This window comes from Mycolicibacterium sichuanense, assembly GCF_033741125.1.
In the GTDB taxonomy this organism is placed as follows: Bacteria; Actinomycetota; Actinomycetes; order Mycobacteriales; family Mycobacteriaceae; genus Mycobacterium.
Window position 1 is genome coordinate 432871 of record NZ_JAWQPU010000003.1, and the last position, 16662, is coordinate 449532.

Consider the following 16662-nt stretch of genomic DNA (forward strand, 5'->3'; position numbering starts at 1 on the left):
GGCGCCATGACCGTCGTTCTGGTGGATCCGCGCCGGCCGTCGCTGGTGCCCGTGGAGGCCATCACCCTGCTCGCCGGTGACGTGCAGTACACCGAGGAGATGCCGATCAGGGTGCCGTGGTCGCTGCCGGCGTCGCGACCCGCCTACACCGGGGAGGACGCTCCGGTGCTGCTGTCCTCGGATCCGAACCACCCGATGGTCAAGGCGCGCTTGGCCGCTGGGGCGAAGCTGATCTCGGTGCCGGCGCCGCAGTCTGGGGAACGCCTGCTCGACGCGGTGGCGATCATGGACAAGCTGCGCACCGCCGGGCCGTGGGAGAGCGAGCAGACCCACGACTCGCTGCGCCGCTACCTGCTCGAGGAGACCTACGAGCTGTTCGACGCGGTCCGCGGTGGCAACGCCGACGAACTCCGCGAGGAACTCGGCGACGTGCTGCTGCAGGTGCTCTTTCACGCCCGCATCGCCGAGGATGCCCTCGAGACGCCGTTCGGCATCGACGACGTCGCCGACGCGCTGGTGCGCAAGCTCGGTAATCGGGTGCCGGCAGTGCTTGCCGGAGAAGCGATCTCACTCGAGGATCAGTTGGCTCAGTGGGAGGAGCGCAAGGCCAGCGAGAGCTCGGTGAAGGCGCGCCGATCGTCGGTGGACGACGTGCCCACCGGTCAGCCCGCGCTGGCGTTGACCCAGAAGGTGCTCGAACGGCTGGCCGCCGCGGGTCTGCCGAGCGATCTGATTCCGCCGGGGTTGACCTCGATCGAGGTGGGACTCGGCGGGGACGCCGAGAATGCCTTGCGCACGCGCGTCCTGGAGTTCATGGACACCGTCCGCAAGGTCGAGCGGGGCGTGCTCGCCAGCCGCCGCGGTGCGGACGGTTCGGACGCCCTCGAGGATCTCACCGAGGTGCAGCTCGGCGTGGTCTCCGAGCAGGAGTGGCGGGCGCACTGGCCCGCCGGCGGGGCGAGTTCGGCCGACGCGGAACGGGATTCCGAGCCCGACGCCGACCATCAGGACAGCAGCGTCGAACCCCAGTAGGCCGACGTATCGCCGTCGCGCAGTCCCGGTGGGCAGGCGAACAGCGCCGTCCCGGTGTGGGTGATGTACTCGTTGAGGGCGTCGCTGCGCGACAGTGCCGTCTGCATGGGCACGAACGACGTCCGCGGGTCGCGCACGAACGCGATGAAGAACAGGCCTGCGTCGAGGTGGCCGAAGCCGTCCGTGCCGTCGGTGAAGTTGTATCCGCGGCGCAGGATTTGGATGCCGCCGAGGTTGTCCGCCGACGCCAGGCGCACGTGGGCGTGCTCGTCGATCAGCGGGGTGCCCTTGGAGCTCGTCGTCTTCAGGTCGAGGGCGTCGAACTCGTTCGCGTAGCCGATCGGAGCGCCGGTGCCCTTCAGACGGCCGATCACCCGCTCCTGCTCCAGCAGGGTGGTGCGGTCCCAGTTCTCGATGCGCATCCGGATGCGGCGGGTCACCAGGTAGGTGCCGCCCGTCATCCAGGCCGGGCCGTCACCGTCGGCGGCCCAGACGTGCTCATCGAGCGCAGCCCGGTCCTCCGCCTTGAGGTTGGCCGTCCCGTCCTTGAAGCCGAACAGGTTTCGTGGTGTCGACTGGTCGCGGGTGGTCGACGACGTCCGGCCGAAGCCCAGCTGGGAGTACCGCACCGCCGCCGTGCCGAAGGCGACGCGGGCCAGGTTGCGGATCGCGTGCACGGCGACCTGCGGGTCGTTGGCGCAGGCCTGCACGCAGATGTCCCCATGGCTGCGGGCCGGATCCATGGTCTCGTTGGGGAACTTGGGCATGTCGATCAGCGCCGCCGGTCGCTTGTCGGCGATGCCGAACCGGTCCTTGCCGTCCTTGGTGAAGAACGACGGGCCGAAGCCGATCGTCAGGGTCAGCTGGGAGGGCGGAAGGCCAAGGGCCTCACCGGTATCCGCGGGCGGCGCGTAGGGGTTGAGGCCGACGGCGCCGTCGGTGACGGCCTCGTGGCCCTGCGTCATCCGCTCGGCCATCTCGGTCCACTGCTTGAGCATCGCGATGACGTCGTCGCGGTCGTCGGTGGTGACGTCGAACGAGCAGAAGTGCATGCGGTCCTGAGCCGCGGTGACGATGCCCGCCTGCCGCTCGCCGCGGAAGGGCACCGCGCCCTGTAGTTCGGTGCCTGCGGGGTTGGCGGCCGAGGCACGGCCGGCCAGCGCGCCGGCGCCGGCCGCGCCGACGACGGCCGCGGTGACCCCCGCCGCCCCGAACAGCCTGCGGCGCGAGAGCGCTCCGCGGGTGGGTTCGGGTTCGGCGGTGGGCGGGCCGTCCTGGCTGGGACTACTGGGGGGCCCAGGACTACTGGGGGGCAATGACACCCTGCACCTGGCTGACTTCCTTGGACAGCGCGTCGATCGACCGCGAAAGCTCTTGGCGCTGCGGCTCGGTCACGGTGTCGTAGAGGACGAAGCCGTCACCCTGGCGGTACTTCTGCAGCAGGGCCTCGGACTCGGCGAACCGCTGGTCGACCTTCTTGGCGAGGTCGGGGTTGCGCTCGTCGAGGATCGGCCGCACCGAGGCCACCGCGGTCTGCGAGCCCTCCAGGTTGGCATTGAAGTCCCACAGGTCGGTGTGGCTGAAGATGTCCTCTTCGCCGCTGATCTTGCTCGAGGCGATCTCGTCGAGCAGACCCTGTGCGCCACCGGCGATCCGGGTGGAGTCGACGGTGAAGTCGGGCGCCTTGACACGGGAGTCGAGTTCCTTGACGTCGGCCACCAGCTGGTCGGCGATGGCGTCGGTGTCGGGCTGCAGACCGGTGACCCACAGGTCCTTCTCGAGGCGGTGGAAGCCGGTCCACTTCTGACCCGGTTCGAGATCGGCCTCGCGGAGGTCGATGCGCGGGTCGAGGTCGTTGGGGAACGACTCGGCGACGGGCTCGATGCGCTCGTAGTAGGTGCGCGTGGTCGGGTAGAGCGCCTTGGCCTTGGCGACGTCCTTGGCCTTGATCGCGGCGACGAACGCGTCGACCGCGGGCACCAGCGCCTCGGTCTGGCTGTTCACGTAGCGCTTGTAGCTGTCCGCCGCTTCCTTGAACTTGCCCTCGGTGTCGATCTGGACGGCGTCACCGGTCACGGTGAAGTCGCCGCGCAGGCCGTCGCCGATCATGCCGGGCTTGCAGGCGGTCTGGTACTTGCCGGGGTCGCTCAGCTGGACGACGAGCTTGCGCTCGAGTCCGGGGGAGATGTTCTCGACCTCGCCCATCACCCGGTCGCCTTCGCCGTAGACGTAGAACTCGGTGACCTTGGTGCCGTTGTTGGTGATCACGAACGTGCTCGGTCCGGTGGCCCCCGAGGTGCTGGACAACTCGCACGCGGTGTCGGAGGCGTTCACGGTGACCTGTGCCGGCGCGGCGCTGCCGCTCGACTCAGCGGCGGCCGGGGTCTGCGACTCCTTGGCCTGGCAGCCCGCCAGGGAGACGCCCGTCAGCACCGCGGCGGTGGCGGCGACGCCGACACTCGCGGCGCGAGGGGGAACTTTCACCGAGAACTTCACGTGGTGGACCTTTCGGATGCGGGCTCCGGCACCGGCGTGGGATCGGAGGTTGCGGGGGGAGTGCCCGGCGGAGGGGTGTCCGTCGGCTTCGCGGGCGCCTTGCTCGGGCGCAGGAAGATGGTGAGGACGATGACGAGGTAGAGCACCCAGGCCAGGAACTGCAGCCACGTGGGCGTCGGGGTGACGTTGAAGACACCCTGGATGACCTGGCCGTACCACGACGACCAGTCGAACCAGCCGCTGACGTCGAATGCGTGGCTGGACAGCCCGGGCAGCCAGCCCACGGTCTGCAGTGCGCCGATGCCGTAGGACAGGATCCCGGCGGCGACGACGACCAGGAAGGCGCCGGTGTAGGTGAAGAACTTGGCCAGGTCGATCCGCAGCGCACCCCGATACATCGCGTAGGCCAGTGCGATGGCGATGACGACGCCGACGATGAGGCCGGTCAGTGGCCAGAGGGTCTTGGCCTCGGCGAAGCCGACCATGAACAGGGCGGTCTCGACGCCTTCGCGGCCGACGGCCAGGAACGACAGCGCTGCCACGGCGACCCCGCCGGCCTCCAGGGCGCGGGCCATGTCGCCGCGCAGCTGACCGGACAAGCTGGCCGCGGCGCGGCGCATCCACAGCACCATCGTGGTGACGATGGCGACGGCGATCAGGGAGGCGACGCCGGCGATGGCCTCGGCGCCGAGGCCGGAGATGGTGTTGCGGCCCAACTGGATTGCCAGGAACACGCCGATGGTCATCGCGACCGCCGCGCCGACGCCCAGCCAGACCCACTTGAGGGCGTCGCGCCGCTCGGACTTGACCAGGAACGCCACCAGGATGGTGACCACGATCGCGGCCTCGAGGCCCTCCCTGACGCCGATCAGGGCGCTGCCGAAGAGCTGCGACGAGACGCTGGGGCCCGCTGCGACCAGGGCTACCGAGGCGTTCGCGAGGTCCTCGACCGCGATCATGCTTTCGTCCTTGCTACGAGTAGACCATAACCAAGCATTGCCTATCCAAGGCTAGGTGTGGCTCACCTTAGCAAGGCAACCCGGGGAACGGTATGTCCAACCGCCGGCTACCCGGGAGTGGTTCGGGCGCATGGGACGATGGCTGCAAAGCGGTCTTGCTCGATGCGTACGCAGGATCCAGGTGTTGAGGAGTCCGGTGTCGGCAGTGCGTTGGCTGAGGGCCGTCGCGGTCGTCGTCGCCACGGTTCTGCTGATGGCCTCCTCCTGCTCGTGGCAGATGGGCGTGCCGATCCCCGAGGGCGTGCCGCCGCCGCCCGGCGATCCCGTACCGCCAGTGGACACCCACGCCAAGGGCCGCCCGGCCGACCAGCTCCGTGCGTGGGCTGCCGAGCGGGCGCCCGCCCTCGGCATCCCGGCCACCGCGCTGGAGGCCTACGCCTACGCCGCCCGGGTGGCCGAGGTGGAGAACCCGAAGTGCCACCTGGCGTGGACGACGCTGGCCGGCATCGGGATGGTGGAGAGCCACCACGGCACCTACCGCGGTGCGACGATCGCGCCCAACGGCGACGTCAGGCCACCGATCCGCGGCGTCCGGCTCGACGGCTCGCTGGGCAACATGGCCATCCCCGACACCGACGGCGGCAAGCTGGACGGCGACCCGCTGATGGACCGGGCGATGGGGCCGATGCAGTTCATCCCGCAGACCTGGAAGCTCTACGGCGTCGACGCCAACAACGACGGCGTCGTCAGCCCCGACAACATCGACGACGCCGCGCTGTCGGCGGCCGGGTATCTCTGCTTCCGCGGCAAGGACCTGGCCAAGCCCCGGGGCTGGATGGACGCACTGCGCGCCTACAACCTCTCCGACCAGTACGCCCGCACGGTGCGGGACTGGGCGACCGCCTACGCCGCCGGACACTCGCTGTGAGCGCGGTGGTTGTTTCGGCGGTGCCGATGCCGAGCCTCTAGGCTGTCTCACTGCAGTCTCAGCAAGACATGTCCGTATCACCCCCCGAAGCGAGGGAGACGTCAGTGCCCGTCATCGAGCAGATCGCAGCGCGAGAGATTCTCGACTCCCGGGGCAACCCGACCGTCGAGGTCGAGGTGGCTCTCGACGACGGGTCCGCCGCCCGCGCCGCCGTTCCGTCCGGCGCGTCGACCGGTGAGCACGAGGCCGTCGAACTGCGCGACGGTGGCAGCCGCTACCTGGGCAAGGGCGTCGAGAACGCGGTCAAGGGCGTTCTCGAGGAGCTCGCCCCGGCCGTGATCGGACTCAACGCCGACGACCAGCGACTGGTCGACCAGGCGCTGCTCGATTGCGACGGCACGGCCGACAAGTCGCGGCTGGGCGCCAATGCCATCCTCGGCGTCTCGCTGGCCGTGGCCAAGGCCGCCGCCGACGCGGCGGGCCTGCCGCTGTTCCGCTACCTCGGCGGTCCCAATGCCCACATCCTGCCCGTCCCGATGATGAACATCGTCAACGGCGGCGCGCACGCCGACACCGGTGTCGACGTCCAGGAGTTCATGGTCGCCCCGATCGGCGCACCGTCGTTCAAGGAGGCGCTGCGCTGGGGTGCCGAGGTCTACCACTCGCTGAAGTCGGTGCTCAAGAAGCAGGGTCTGGCCACCGGTCTCGGTGACGAGGGCGGCTTCGCCCCCGACATCGCCGGCACCACCGCGGCGCTGGACCTGATCAGCTCCGCCATCGAGGCGACCGGCCTGAAGCTCGGCTCCGACGTGGCGTTGGCGCTCGACGTCGCGGCCACCGAGTTCTACACCGCCGGAACCGGATACGCGTTCGAGAAGCAGACCCGCACCGCCGAGCAGATGACCGAGTTCTACACCGGTCTGCTCGGCGCCTACCCGCTGGTGTCGATCGAGGACCCGCTGTCCGAGGACGACTGGGACGGCTGGGTGGCGCTGACGTCGGCCATCGGCGACCGCATCCAGATCGTCGGTGACGACCTGTTCGTCACCAACCCGGAGCGGCTCGAGGAGGGCATCGACAAGGGGGCGGCGAACGCGCTGCTGGTCAAGGTCAACCAGATCGGCACGCTGACCGAGACCCTGGATGCCGTCGCGCTGGCGCACAACAGCGGCTACCGCACGATGATGAGCCACCGCTCGGGCGAGACCGAGGACACCACCATCGCCGACCTCGCCGTCGCCGTGGGCAGCGGCCAGATCAAGACCGGCGCGCCCGCTCGCAGCGAGCGCGTCGCCAAGTACAACCAGCTGCTGCGCATCGAGGAGGAGTTGGGCGATGCCGCGAGGTACGCGGGCGACTTGGCGTTCCCGCGTTTCGCCGTCGAGACCAGGTAGTCGGGCCCAGGCCCAGCCCATGCCCGACGCGAAGCGGCCCGACCCGAGGCGACGCGCCCCTGCGTCTCGCCCCGGCAAGGGCGGCGGGCGTCCGCGCGGGGCTTCTCCGATCCGGCGCGAACCGCGGGCCATCGAGCCGCGGCCCGCTCCCGAGGCCGCAGCTGCCGAGGGCGATCCCGACGAGGAGCCGACCAGCGTCCTCGAACCGATCAGGTCGGCGATCGCCGAGGCCGCCGAACAGCAGTCCGAGCAACGGCTCGGGTCGGCGGCCCGGCGGGCGGCGATCCTGGCCGCGGTGGTGTGCGTGCTGACGCTGACCATCGCCGGTCCGGTGCGGACCTACTTCGCGCAGCGCACCGAGATGAAGCAGCTGACCGAGGCCCAGGCCCAATTGCGTTCGCAGATCGCCGATCTCCAGCAGCAGAAGATCAAGCTCGGTGACCCGGTGTACATCGCGGCCCAGGCCCGCGAGCGACTGGGCTTCGTCATGCCGGGCGACATTCCGTACCAGGTGCAGTTGCCGCCCACTGCGGCGCCCGCGGTGCAGCCGGGGGGCGTGGATCCGGCCAAGCCGCCAAGCGGTCAGCCCTGGTACACGACGCTGTGGCATACCATTGCCGATGCGCCGCACGGTGTTTCGACCATCCCGACGGTGCCGGACCTGCCGCCGCCCCCACCGCCTCCAGCCCCGCCGCCCGGTGGTTGAGCAAGCGGATCTCGACGCCGTCGCCGCCCAGTTGGGCAGGGAGCCGCGCGGTGTCCTGGAGATCGCCTACCGATGCCCCAATGGCGAACCCGCCGTGGTGAAGACGGCGCCGCGGCTGCCCGACGGCACGCCCTTCCCGACGCTGTACTACCTGACCCACCCGGCCCTCACCGCGGCGGCCAGCCGGCTGGAGTCCTCGGGCATGATGCGCGAGATGACCGAGCGCCTGGCACACGACGAGGAACTGGCCCAGGCCTACCGCCGCGCCCACGAGTCGTTCCTCGCCGAGCGTGACGCGGTGGAGTCGCTGGGCACCACGTTCTCCGGCGGCGGCATGCCCGACCGGGTCAAGTGCCTGCACGTCGTGATCGCGCACTCACTGGCAAAGGGGCCGGGGTTGAACCCGTTCGGTGACGAGGCGCTCGCCGTGCTGGCGGCCGAGCCCGCGATGGCGGGCATTCTCGATCGAGAGGTGTGGACGCCATGAGTGAGGCGGATCTCGATCCTCGCGTGCGCAGGGTTGGAGCCATCGACTGCGGGACCAACTCCATCCGGCTGCTGATCGCCGACGTGGCCGATGGGCGGCTGCACGACGTGCACCGCGAGATGCGCATCGTGCGGCTCGGGGAGGGCGTCGACGCGACGGGCAGCTTCACCGAGGGCGCGCTGGCCCGTACCCGCGGCGCGCTCGTCGACTACGCCGCGCTGCTGGCCGAGCACGGGGTGCACACCGTGCGGATGGTGGCGACGTCGGCGACCCGCGACGCGGCCAACCGCGACGAGTTCTTCGCGATGACCGCCGAGGTGCTCGGGGCGGTGGTCCCCGGTGCCGTCGCGGAGGTGATCACGGGAACCGAGGAGGCCGAGCTGTCGTTCAACGGTGCCGTCGGCGAACTCGATTCTGCCGCAGGACCATTCGTGGTGGTCGACCTCGGCGGCGGGTCCACCGAGGTGGTGCTCGGCACGCCCGCCGGGGTCGAGGCGAGCTACTCCGCCAACATCGGCTGCGTGCGTCTGACCGAGCGGTGCCTGAAGTCCGACCCGCCGACGGCGACCGAGATCGCCGACGCCCGCGCCGTCGTCCGCGAGGGGCTGGCGGCGGCGTTGGCCGCGATGCCCGTCGAGCGCGCGAAGACCTGGGTCGGGGTCGCGGGCACCATGACCACGCTGGCGGCGCTGGCGATGAACCTCCCCGCCTACGACTCCGCGGTGATCCACCTGTCGCGGGTGGCCTTCGACGACCTGTTGAAGGTATGCGACGGCCTGCTCGTCATGACCCGCAGGCAGCGGGCGGCGCTGGGGCCGATGCACGAGGGCCGGGTCGACGTGATCGGCGGTGGCGCCATCGTCGTCGAGGAGCTGGCCCGCGAGCTGCGCGCCCGCGCCGGCATCGACCAGCTGGTGGTCAGCGAGCACGACATCCTCGACGGAATTGCCCTGTCGATTGCCTGACAGTCGGGTTTCGAGCCCGTTGGCCAGGGGTAAGAACCGGTTGCCCGAGGTGACGTGGCACGGGCGCGAGAAGGGGAGACACCATGGCTGAGCAGACGAGCCGACGCACCGATGATCCGACCGCAGAGTTCCTGGCGACCATCGGACTGGTCGCGATGCTGGGCTCCGTCGTCGCTGCCGTGATCGCCGTCGTCGAACTGGGCAACGGCAACGTGACCACCGGGGGCATCCTCGGCGTGGTCGCGCTGCTCGGGTTCCTGGCCAGCCTGCTGTGCTTCGCCGCCGACAGCAACCGCTCCGACGGCACGCCGCTGCCCTTCCCGAGCTGGTTGCGTACCGAGCCCGAGACTCCCGCCGCGGAGCCGGCGCTTAGCTAACGCAGCTCAGCGCTTGACGTGGCAGTTGGGGGCGTTCCCGCAGTGATGTCCGTTGTCGCAGGCATTGCAGTGACAGGTACAGCCGCTGGCCTTGGAGACTCTCATGGCAATCCACCTCCGGTGTCCGGTAGAGGGTTCCTTCCGACGATCCGACGATAACGCCGGACACCCTGCGGTGGTGGGGATCTGGACGAACCCGTCAGGATCGCAGGATCGGCGTCAGAGTCTCGAGCACCCCGGCATCCTCGATAGTCGACGGCACCGGTTCGTCCCGGCCGTCGGCGATGCCGCGCATGGTCTTGCGCAGGATCTTTCCCGAGCGGGTCTTCGGTAGGGCCGCAACGACGTCGACCCTCTTGAGCGCGGCGACGGCACCGATGTTCTCGCGCACCGCCAGGACCAGCTCCTCGACCAGCCCGTCGGCTGACGCACCCGACTTGAGGACGACGAAGCCGCGGGGCACCTGACCCTTGAGCTCGTCGGCCGCGCCGATCACCGCGCACTCCGCGACCGCCGGATGGGTGGCGAGGACGGCCTCGATGGAACCCGTCGACAACCGGTGGCCCGCGACGTTGATGACGTCGTCGGTACGACCCATGACGAACAGATAGCCGTCCTCGTCGACGTAGCCGCCGTCACCGGACAGGTAGTAGCCGGGAAACGCCGAGAGGTAGGACTTGACGTAGCGCTCGTCGTCACCCCACAGCGTCGGCAGCGTGCCGGGCGGGAGCGGGAGCTTGATGCAGATCGAACCCTCCTCTCCCGCATCGCATTCCGTACCGTCGGGCCGCAGGACGCGGACGTCGTAACCGGGCATCGGCACCGTCGCCGAACCGGGCTTGATCGGCATCGCCTCCACGCCCATCGGCGCGGCCGCGATCGACCAGCCGGTCTCGGTCTGCCACCAGTGGTCGACGACGGGAATGCCCAGCTTCTCGGCGGCCCAGTGGTAGGTGCTGGGATCGAGCCTTTCGCCGGCCTGGAACAGGTAGCGCAGCCCGGACAGGTCGTAGCGTCCCAGGTGGGTGGCGTCGGGATCGTCCTTCTTGATCGCGCGGATCGCCGTCGGAGCGGAGAACAGCGCCTTGACGCCGTGCTCGGAGACCACCCGCCAGAACGCGCCGGCGTCGGGGGTGCCGACGGGCTTGCCCTCGTACAGCACGGTCGTCGCGCCCAGCAGCAGCGGCCCGTAGACGATGTAGGAGTGGCCGACGACCCAGCCGACGTCGGAGGCGGCCCAGAACACGTCGCCGGGCGCGACGTCGTAGATGTGGGTCATGGTCCACAGCAACGCGACGGCGTGGCCGCCGCTGTCGCGGACGATGCCCTTGGGCTTGCCGGTGGTGCCCGAGGTGTACAGCACGTACAGCGGGTCGGTGGCGGCGACGGGAACGGGGTCGACGGGTTGGGCGTCGGCCATCGCCTCGGCCCACGACACGTCGCGGCCGGGAACCAGATGGCCGGGGTGCTGCTCGCGCTGCAGGATCACGCACGCCGGGGTGGGGTGCTCGGCGAGATGCAGAGCGGCGTCGACGATCATCTTGTAGTCGACGATGCGGGTCGGTTCGATGCCACAGGACGCCGAGACGATCGCGGCGGGGCGGGCGTCGTCGATGCGCGCCGCCAGTTCGTGGGCGGCGAACCCGCCGAACACCACCGAGTGGACGGCGCCGAGGCGGGCGGTGGCCAGCATCGCGATGACCGCCTCGGGCACCATCGGCATGTAGATGACGACGCGGTCGCCCTTCTCGACGCCCAGCCCGCGCAGGACACCCGCGAACTTGGCGGTCTCGTCGAGCAGTTCGCGGTAGGTGTAGGTGCGCTTGGCGCCGGTGACGGGGGAGTCGTAGATCAGCGCGGCCTGGTCGCCGCGGCCGCCCTGCACGTGCCGGTCGAGGGCGTTGGCGCAGGTGTTGAGCTCCCCGTCGGGAAACCAGCGGTAGAACGGGGGATTGGAGTCGTCGAGCACGGTCTGCGGTTCCCTGGTCCAGGTCACCGCCTTGGCCGCCTGCGCCCAGAAGGCGCCGGCATCGTCGATGCTGGCGTCGAACAACTCGCGGTACCCGGACATACCGGGGAGCGTACTGGTTTGGGCGGTCCCATAACCTGGACTTATGACTAGTCTTGCTCCTCCGATCGAAGGCGTCCGCCGCAGCTATGTCGAGGCGCGCGGGGTGCGGTTCCACGTGACCGAGTCGGGCCCGGCCGACGGAAGGCCGGTGCTCGCACTGCACGGGTGGCCGCAGCACCACTGGGTGTACCGGGATCTGCTCGCCGACCCACCGCCCGGGCTGCGCATCATCGCGCCGGACCTGCCCGGTTACGGCTGGTCGGGACCCGCGCCGCACCGGTGGGCCAAGGACGACGTCGCCGCCGACGTGCTCGCGCTGATGGACGCTCTTGCGCTCGACCGGTTGCTGCTGGTCGGGCACGACTGGGGCGGCTTCGTCGGATACCGGATGGTGCTGGCCGCGCCCGAGCGCTTCGACGGCTACCTGGTGATGAACATGGCGCACCCATGGCAGACGCCGCGGACCATCCTGCCGCACTTCTGGCGGTTCCTGGCCTATCAGCCGTTCGTCGCATCGATCGGGAAGTTCCTGCAGCAGCGCACGCCGTACCTCGAACGCGTCATCTTCGCGTTCGGCCCGAAGGCGCACCGCGTCGACCCCGCGGCCGCGCGCATCTACGCCGAGCGCTTCCGTGACCCGATGGTCGCGCGGACGGCGACCGACACCTATCGGACGTTCCTGCTGCGCGAGTTGCCCGCTGGCGCAAGGGAGCCCGAGTTGCGGCGCGCCACGGTGCCCATCCGCGCGCTGTTCGGCATGGCCGACTTCGCCGTGCACCATTCGCTGGCCGCCGCCGAGACGGCCAACGCCGACGACTACACCTTCGAGCCCGTCGAGTCCGGGCACTTCGTCATCGACGAGCGCCCGGATCTGGTGCGCGCCAAGCTGATCGCGTTCGCCGAGGAGACCGGCTAGCTCGGGGCGTCACTCGAATCTCCTGCGCCCCACGGGTTTCAGGAGTCACGAGCGAGTCCGTCCTGTCGGTGGGTCGCACTAGTGTTCGAAGCATGTCCGGCACGGTCGTCCAAGAAGCGCTCGCCGCACTGCGGGCCGCGCACGACGCCTTGGCCCGCGCCGACGTGGATTCGTTGGACCGTCACAAGATCCTGGCGGCGCTCGACGAGCTGGAAACCCTGTCGTGTCAGTTGCCGACGCAGGGCCACCGGCTGCTCTCCCGGCTGCAGGCCGAGACCACGCCGAAGGCATTGGGCGCCAAGTCGTGGCGCGAGGTGTTGGCGATCCGGTGGCGGCTCTCGCCTGGCACGGCAAGCCGCCGGTTGGCCGACGCCGAGGCCCTCGGCCCCCGTCGCGCGCTGACCGGCGAGCGGCTGGCGCCGGTGCTGCCTGCGGTGGTCGCCGCGCAGGCGCTGGGGTTGCTCACCGCCGAACACGTCAGAGAGCTACGCGACGCGATGGGCCGGTTGCCCGGCGGTCTCGACGTCACCGAGCGGGAACGCTTCGAGGTCGATCTGGTCCGTCTCGCGGTCGGCATCGGCCCCAGGGAACTCAAGGAGGCTGCCGAGCGAAGGCTGTTCGTCCTCGACCAGGACGGGCCCATCCCCGACGATGCCGAGCGCCACCGCCGCCGCGGGCTGGTCAGAGGCAGGCAGCGGCCCGACGGCAACGTGCCGGTCAGCGGGGACCTGACGCCCGAGGCGTGGGCGACCTGGGAGGCGATCTTCGCCAAGTTCGCCGCCCCGGGCATGTGCAACCCGGACGATCCCGAACCCTGCACCTCGGGCACCCCCAGTCAAGCGCAGATCGACGCGGACCACCGCACCCTGGCTCAACGCCGGCACGACGCGCTGCTCGCGATCGGGCGCATGGCTCTGATGAGCGGGACGCTCGGTCAGCTCAACGGGTTGCCCGTGACGGTCATCATCCGGACCACCCTGCACGACCTGGAATCACGCGCCGGGGTCGGCCACACCGGCGGCGGCACCCTGGTGCCGATCTCGGAGGTCATTCGGATGGCCGGGCACGCCCACCATTACCTGGCCGTGTTCGACGGCGCCTCCGGTGCCGCCCTGGACCTGTTCCGGGGCAGGCGCACCGCAAGCCCGGCCCAGCGCATCGTGCTGGCCGCCAAGTACGGCGGCTGCACCAAGCCCTGCTGCACCGTCGGCGTGTACGGCTGCCAAGTGCATCACGCCACCCTGGACTGGAGTCTCGGCGGCAACACCAACGTCAACGACCTCACCCTGGCGTGCGGAGCCGACAACCGGATGGTGCACGACCGTGGTTACGCCACGGTCATCACTCGGCACGGCGACACCGAATGGATCCCCCCGGCGGACCTCGACCGCGGCCAGGCAAGGGTCAACCACTACCACCGACCCGACGCCCTCCTTCGGGACGACGGCGCCGGCGACGACCCCTGACTTCAGCTCAGGATCGAGGCGTGCTCGTCGGGCCCCATCGGAGCCGGATGATGTCCGTTGGTGTGCACCGCCGGCGCGGGCGCACACATCTCGATGGCCTTCGCAGTGTAGACGCGGTAGCCGAATTCAGGCTTGTAGCCATGGATCTCGGGGGTGTCCAGATCGCGGATGAACGTCAGGATCTCGCGGCTGAACACCTGGCCGGGCACCAACACCGGGAACCCGGGAGGATACGGCGTCACGAAGGTGGCCGATACGACGTCCAGGCCGGCGTCGAGCTTCTCGAAGATCTCCTCGGCGGTGAGGTACTCGCAGTTGGTGTCGTCGTAGGACAGGTAGAACGCCCGTCGGACGTCGCCCTCGGGTGTCGCCTCGGCACCCGTCGCATCGCGGAACACCGGGTGAAACCCGCTGAAGTCCGGAAGCACGGCCGCGTTGGTGGTCAACCGCCGCACCCGCTGCTCGAAACGGCTCCGTTCGCTGAGCCCCATCTCGGCGATCTGCTCGTCCAGCTCTCCGGCGATCTTGACGAGGACCTCGACCAAGAAGGCGACCGAACTGCGCGTCGTGCCGATGTTCGTCATGAACAGCACCGTGTTGCGCGAGGTCTTGTTGATCTGAACACCGTGGCGATCCATCAGCTGTTCCCGCTTGAACGTGTCACCGTCGTACCCGGTGCGACCGAGGGCGAGGGTGATGCGCGACGGGTCGAGCACGAATTCGTCTGCGTCCCAGGCGGCCATCATGTTGCGCAAGCCCGAGCGCAGCGGCTGCGCGATGCCCGACGGCCGGAAGTCGTCGGGAATGAGGTCCGAGGTGCGCAAGCAGGACATGTACTTGCTGAGCAGGGGATGGCCGTCGATCGCGTCCCGCAGTTGCATCGCGTTCTCGATCTGGCGCTGCACCAGTTCGACGCCCTCGAGGGCGACCTGGCGCCGGCCCAGGTCCAACGAGGCGAGGATCTGGTAGTTCGGCGAGGTCGACGTGTGGGCCATGTAGGCCTCGTGAAACGCCTCGGACACCTTCTGGTCGAAGTCCTGGTCCAAGACGTGGATCATCGATCCCTGCCGCAGCGACGTCAGCGTCTTGTGCGTGGATTGCGTGGCGTACACCCGGACGCGGGCCTTGGCCGGATCGGGGATCAACCGTCGATCGAGTAGCTCGTCGTCACTCGGGGGGTTCGCCGCGTCGACCCGCAAGGCTTCCTCGTACTCGGCCCGGTATGCCTTGTCCTTGAGTCGTTCTCGTAGCGTGCGCGCCGCCGCCATCGCGGTGCGCCCGCGGTACACCGGGTGGAACCGGGCAAAGGCGAACCAGGCCTCGTCCCAGAGGAACACCAGGTCGGGCTTGATCGCCAGGCACTCCTCCATCACACGCTGGACGTCGTAGACGATCCCGTCGAACGTGCAGTTGGTCAGCGACATCATCTTGACCCGGTCGAGTTTGCCGGCACGCTTGAGCGCCAACAACTTCGACTTGATCTCCCGCAGCGGCACCGCGCCGTACATGGTGTACTCGGGCAGGGGGTAGGCCTCGAGATAGACGACGTTGGCGCCGGCCATCATCATTCCGTAGTGGTGGCTCTGGTGGCAGTTGCGGTCCAGCAGGACGATGTCACCGGGTGCGACGAGCGACTGCGTGACGATCTTGTTGGCCGTCGACGTGCCATTGGTGACGAAGTAGGTGTGCCGCGATCCGTACGCCTCCGCGGCCAGCTGCTGCGCTTCGCGCAGCGGTCCGGTTGGCTCCAGCAAGGAATCCAATCCGCCGCAGGTGGCCGAGGTTTCGGCCATGAAGACGTCGAGGCCGTAGAAGCCGACCATGTCCTTGATCCAGTGCGAGTTGACGATCGACTTGCCCTGGCTGATCGGCAGCGCGTGGAACACCCCCGTCGGGCGATGGCTGTACTGCTTGAGCGCACTGAAGAACGGCGTCCGGTAACGCGCCGCCACCCCGTAGAGGATCGAGAGGTGAAGCTCGAGCAGCCCCTCCCTGGCGTGGAACACGCGGCGGAAGTACGGGCCGAGCCGGCCGGCGATCTGTTCCACCTCGATCTCGGTCATGAGATAGAGGTCGAGTTCGGGCCGCAACTCGCTGAGCGACGCGGCGAGGATCTGCGCGCGCTCGTCCGGCGACTTGTGATCGTCGAGTTCCTCCGAGACTCGGGTATCGACGAATTCGGCCAGCGTGGACAGATCGCGGGTCGACTGGTGGCTGAACCGCCGCCGGATGACGACCGCTTGCAGGTTGACGTTGAGGCGGGCCGCGATCAGCGCTTCGTCACCGCTGGACACCACCACCAGTTCGTAGACGAACTCGTCGTCGGGGCGGCGCCAGCTGCGAACCTCCTTGCGCAGCGCGCGTTCCTGGGTCTCGGTCATCTTCTCGACGACGAGCACCTCGAAGTACAGCTGCTCCTTGGCGTTGGCGGGATGCTGCTCCAACGTGCGCGGGTCCGTGGGGAACACGTCCGTCTCGTCGAGGCCCGCGGTGTCGACGTTGCCGCTGCGGTACGACTCGGAGGTCAGCGCCCGGTTGATCCGGGTGACGGCGTGCGCGAACTTGTCGTAGTGGCCCGCGCTGAACAGCCGCTGCACCTTGGCGAACTGTGGTGACCCCGGGTAGGCCCAATACGGTTCCAGCGGCGCCAGGGTGGCGAGCAGATCGCCACACAGCGCGGCGTACTGCTCCTTGAGCTCGCTGGTGGTGGAGGTTCTGGTAAGCCGGTCGGCGGCCTCCTCGAGGCGACACCACGAGTCCCCGCGCAGCTGCCAGACACTGTTGTACGCGTGCGAATCGTCAGCCACCGTATGCCCTTTCGCGGGGAAGTGCGTGCCGGACAAGCGTGGCACCGGGTGGCCGACG

At 69.4% G+C, this 16662-nt stretch carries 14 protein-coding genes; 9 read left to right on the forward strand and 5 right to left on the reverse strand.

The window, feature by feature from the left end; translation table 11 throughout:
* Window positions 1-6: 6 nt before the first annotated feature.
* Window positions 7-1032, forward strand: a complete 1026-nt coding sequence (locus SBI80_RS12515; RefSeq protein WP_318974976.1) for a nucleoside triphosphate pyrophosphohydrolase — start codon at window positions 7-9, stop codon at window positions 1030-1032.
* Here the strand turns inward: SBI80_RS12515 and efeB are convergent.
* Genes efeB through efeU form a run of 3 tightly spaced genes read right to left on the reverse strand, consistent with a single transcriptional unit; the run spans window position 1005 to window position 4487 of the window.
* Window positions 1005-2348: an iron uptake transporter deferrochelatase/peroxidase subunit gene (efeB, locus tag SBI80_RS12520; protein WP_413232716.1), complete on the reverse strand. Its 1344-nt coding sequence runs from the start codon at window positions 2346-2348 to the stop codon at window positions 1005-1007. The two genes, SBI80_RS12515 and efeB, sit on opposite strands and share 28 nt — an antisense overlap.
* On the reverse strand, window positions 2335-3516 hold the full coding sequence (gene efeO / locus SBI80_RS12525) for an iron uptake system protein EfeO (protein ID WP_413232717.1): 1182 nt from the start codon (window positions 3514-3516) through the stop codon (window positions 2335-2337). The genes efeB and efeO overlap by 14 nt, the downstream gene beginning before the upstream one ends.
* An 8-nt stretch (window positions 3517-3524) precedes the next feature.
* On the reverse strand, window positions 3525-4487 hold the full coding sequence (efeU, locus tag SBI80_RS12530; RefSeq protein WP_318974979.1) for an iron uptake transporter permease EfeU: 963 nt from the start codon (window positions 4485-4487) through the stop codon (window positions 3525-3527).
* Between the two features lie 196 nt (window positions 4488-4683).
* Here efeU and SBI80_RS12535 point away from each other — a divergent pair, with 196 nt between their 5' ends.
* The 6 genes from SBI80_RS12535 (at window position 4684) to SBI80_RS12560 (ending at window position 9344) form a co-directional block, all read left to right on the forward strand.
* Complete coding sequence (locus tag SBI80_RS12535) at window positions 4684-5415, forward strand: lytic transglycosylase domain-containing protein (RefSeq protein ID WP_318974981.1); 732 nt, start codon at window positions 4684-4686, stop codon at window positions 5413-5415.
* A gap of 104 nt (window positions 5416-5519) precedes the next feature.
* On the forward strand, window positions 5520-6809 hold the full coding sequence (gene eno / locus SBI80_RS12540; protein WP_318974982.1) for a phosphopyruvate hydratase: 1290 nt from the start codon (window positions 5520-5522) through the stop codon (window positions 6807-6809).
* A gap of 19 nt (window positions 6810-6828) precedes the next feature.
* On the forward strand, window positions 6829-7515 hold the full coding sequence (locus SBI80_RS12545) for an FtsB family cell division protein (protein WP_318974984.1): 687 nt from the start codon (window positions 6829-6831) through the stop codon (window positions 7513-7515).
* Entirely contained in the window at window positions 7508-8002 is a 495-nt protein-coding gene (locus SBI80_RS12550; protein ID WP_318974985.1) for a DUF501 domain-containing protein, read from the forward strand. Before SBI80_RS12545 ends, SBI80_RS12550 begins: the two co-directional genes overlap by 8 nt.
* The gene (locus SBI80_RS12555) at window positions 7999-8967 is read left to right on the forward strand and encodes a Ppx/GppA phosphatase family protein (RefSeq protein WP_318974987.1); all 969 of its coding nucleotides are present in this window, start codon (window positions 7999-8001) and stop codon (window positions 8965-8967) included. The genes SBI80_RS12550 and SBI80_RS12555 overlap by 4 nt, the downstream gene beginning before the upstream one ends.
* 83 nt (window positions 8968-9050) lie before the next feature.
* On the forward strand, window positions 9051-9344 hold the full coding sequence (locus tag SBI80_RS12560; RefSeq protein WP_318974989.1) for a hypothetical protein: 294 nt from the start codon (window positions 9051-9053) through the stop codon (window positions 9342-9344).
* Between the two features lie 199 nt (window positions 9345-9543).
* Here SBI80_RS12560 and SBI80_RS12565 read toward each other — a convergent pair whose 3' ends face one another.
* On the reverse strand, window positions 9544-11415 hold the full coding sequence (locus SBI80_RS12565) for a propionyl-CoA synthetase (RefSeq protein ID WP_318974990.1): 1872 nt from the start codon (window positions 11413-11415) through the stop codon (window positions 9544-9546).
* 43 nt (window positions 11416-11458) lie between these two features.
* On the opposite strand from SBI80_RS12565, the gene SBI80_RS12570 reads away from it, so the two are divergent.
* Both SBI80_RS12570 and SBI80_RS12575 read left to right on the forward strand, forming a co-directional pair.
* Window positions 11459-12331 (forward strand): alpha/beta fold hydrolase, encoded by an 873-nt coding sequence (locus SBI80_RS12570; protein WP_318974991.1) that lies wholly within the window; start codon window positions 11459-11461, stop codon window positions 12329-12331.
* Between the two features lie 92 nt (window positions 12332-12423).
* Window positions 12424-13797, forward strand: a complete 1374-nt coding sequence (locus tag SBI80_RS12575; protein ID WP_318974992.1) for an HNH endonuclease signature motif containing protein — start codon at window positions 12424-12426, stop codon at window positions 13795-13797.
* Window positions 13798-13799: 2 nt separating this feature from the next.
* Here the strand turns inward: SBI80_RS12575 and SBI80_RS12580 are convergent, their stop codons facing one another.
* Window positions 13800-16604: an aminotransferase class I/II-fold pyridoxal phosphate-dependent enzyme gene (locus tag SBI80_RS12580; protein WP_318974993.1), complete on the reverse strand. Its 2805-nt coding sequence runs from the start codon at window positions 16602-16604 to the stop codon at window positions 13800-13802.
* Window positions 16605-16662 lie beyond the last annotated feature (58 nt).

Excerpts from the sequence above, each read along its gene's own strand:
- SBI80_RS12515 (WP_318974976.1), top strand. The coding sequence starts at position 7 with ATGACCGTCGTTCTGGTGGATCCGCGCCGGCCGTCGCTGGTGCCCGTG.
- efeU (WP_318974979.1), bottom strand. The coding sequence starts at position 4,487 with ATGATCGCGGTCGAGGACCTCGCGAACGCCTCGGTAGCCCTGGTCGCA.
- SBI80_RS12545 (WP_318974984.1), top strand. The coding sequence starts at position 6,829 with ATGCCCGACGCGAAGCGGCCCGACCCGAGGCGACGCGCCCCTGCGTCT.
- SBI80_RS12555 (WP_318974987.1), top strand. The coding sequence starts at position 7,999 with ATGAGTGAGGCGGATCTCGATCCTCGCGTGCGCAGGGTTGGAGCCATC.
- SBI80_RS12560 (WP_318974989.1), top strand. The coding sequence starts at position 9,051 with ATGGCTGAGCAGACGAGCCGACGCACCGATGATCCGACCGCAGAGTTC.
- SBI80_RS12565 (WP_318974990.1), bottom strand. The coding sequence starts at position 11,415 with ATGTCCGGGTACCGCGAGTTGTTCGACGCCAGCATCGACGATGCCGGC.
- SBI80_RS12570 (WP_318974991.1), top strand. The coding sequence starts at position 11,459 with ATGACTAGTCTTGCTCCTCCGATCGAAGGCGTCCGCCGCAGCTATGTC.
- SBI80_RS12575 (WP_318974992.1), top strand. The coding sequence starts at position 12,424 with ATGTCCGGCACGGTCGTCCAAGAAGCGCTCGCCGCACTGCGGGCCGCG.